At 48.3% G+C, this 2,090-nt stretch carries 1 protein-coding gene; it reads left to right on the top strand.

What is annotated here, in order from left to right:
* Positions 1–554 precede the first annotated feature (554 nt).
* A partial coding sequence (asnB, locus tag ACI4WN_RS03465; protein WP_439776975.1) for an asparagine synthase B occupies positions 555–2,090 on the top strand: 1,536 nt, incomplete at its 3' end.

Genomic DNA, 2,090 nt, shown 5'->3' with positions numbered 1-2,090 from the left:
CTGACGACATCCTGATTAACAGTCAAGCGCTCTACCAACTGAGCTAAGGCGGAATCTTTTATTTTTGCTCCGCCTCGCGACGCAACAATATATATTTTACCGGGATCGAGGAAAAAGTCAACAGCTTTTGGCAAATTTCTTTAATTTTCTTTTTTTGAGCTTTTTCTTCAGAAATTTTAAATTTTATCTCATTTAGGCTTGATTTATTTTTCATCCGCGCTAAAATAGTTCTTAACTTAAAGAACAAGCCATAAAAAGACGAGTAAAGTTGGGCATCCCCAAAGTGAGTTGGCGCCAGTGAGAAGCCAGCGGGCCCTGCCCTTCTTGAATAACACTTTTTCCAGAGCTGCTGACCGAAAGGCACTGCCGAGTAGACTCAGCCGGGACCAGCCCGTTAACGCCGGATGAGGATGTTAGTCCTCAAGATAAGCTGGCTCATTTGAGCAAGTTGGGTGGTACCGCGGAACAAAGCCTTTCGTCCCTATTTAGTTAGGAGACGGTGGGCTTTTTTATTTGCCCGTCTTCGCAGATTATTAATAAGCGAGGTATTTATTATGTGTGGATTTTTAGCAGTTGCATCAAAAGAATTTGATCTGAAGACCTTTGACCAAGCCCTGGCCAAAAACGAGGACCGCGGCCCTGACATGACCCGGGTCTTTGACGAACTGGACGTAACCTTCGGCTTCAACCGCCTAGCTATCATGGACTTGTCAGACAGCGGAATGCAGCCTTTTGAAAGCCTGGACTGCACCCTGGTCTGCAATGGAGAAATTTACAACTACCCAGAATTAAAGAAGAACCTGGAAACTGACTACCAATTTACTTCCGGTTCTGACTGTGAAGTCCTGATTCCTCTTTACCGCAAGTACGGGATTGACACCATGATCAAGATGCTGGACGGGGAATTTGCCTTTGTTCTCTACGACCACAAGTCAAAAAAGGTTTACGCTGGTCGCGACATTATTGGCATTCGGCCAATGTTTTACGGCTACACCAAAAAAGAAGGCAAGATTGCCTTTGCTTCAACTGGCAAGACTTTACTGGACCTGTGCGATGAAATTCACCCATTTGTGCCAGGCCACTACTATGACGGTGAAAAGTTTGTCGCCTATCACGAAAGCGACTTGACGCCAAAGATGTCAACTGACGACTTTGAGACGGCAACTAGCAAGATCCACGACCTTCTGATTTCCGCCGTTGACCAGCGCCTGGCTTCCGATGCTCCTGTGGGCTACTTGCTTTCAGGTGGTCTGGACTCATCATTAGTTTGCTCAATTGCAGCACGCTTGCAGCCAAACGACAAGATCAGAACTTTTGCCATTGGGATGGACCAAAACCCGATCGACCTGAAGTACGCTAGAGAAGTTGCTGACTACCTGGGCACGGACCACACCGAATTCATCATGACGCGGGAAGACGTGCTAGGCGCCTTGCGGGAAGTCATCTACACCCTGGAAAGCTGGGACATCACCACGATCCGCGCTTCTATCGGGATGTACATTTTGTGCAAAAAGATCCACGAAACCACTGACTTAAAGGTGATCTTGACCGGCGAATGCTCCGACGAGCTTTTTGGCTACAAGTACACCGACTTCGCCCCAAGTGCTGAAGAATTCCAAAAAGAAGCTGCCAAGCGGATGCGGGAACTCTACATGTACGACGTGCTGCGGGCCGACCGCTGCATTTCTGCTAACTCACTTGAAGGCCGGGTGCCTTTTGCCGACCGCGAATTTGTTGACTACGTGATGAGCGTGGACCCAGACCTCAAGATGAACCACTACCACAAGGGCAAGTACCTTTTGAGAAAGGCCTTTGAAGAAGGCGAATGGCTGCCAAAGGACATCTTGATGCGGGAAAAGGCAGCCTTCAGCGATGCCGTGGGCCACTCCATGGTGGACGACTTGAAGGAATACGCTGAAAGCAAGTACAGCGATGAAGACTTGGAAAAGGCTAAGGACAAGTACCCATACAAGACGCCATTTACCAAGGAATCCCTTTTGTACCGGGACATTTTTGAAGAGTTCTTCCCTGGCAAGGCCGAATGGATCAAGGACTTCTGGATGCCAAACAAGACTTGGGCTGGTCTGGAC

It is taken from the genome of Lactobacillus sp. (assembly GCF_051893255.1).
Taxonomy (GTDB): Bacteria; Bacillota; Bacilli; order Lactobacillales; family Lactobacillaceae; genus Lactobacillus.
Note: the sequence above shows the minus strand (reverse complement) of the source record. Positions and strands in the feature narration are given on the sequence as shown.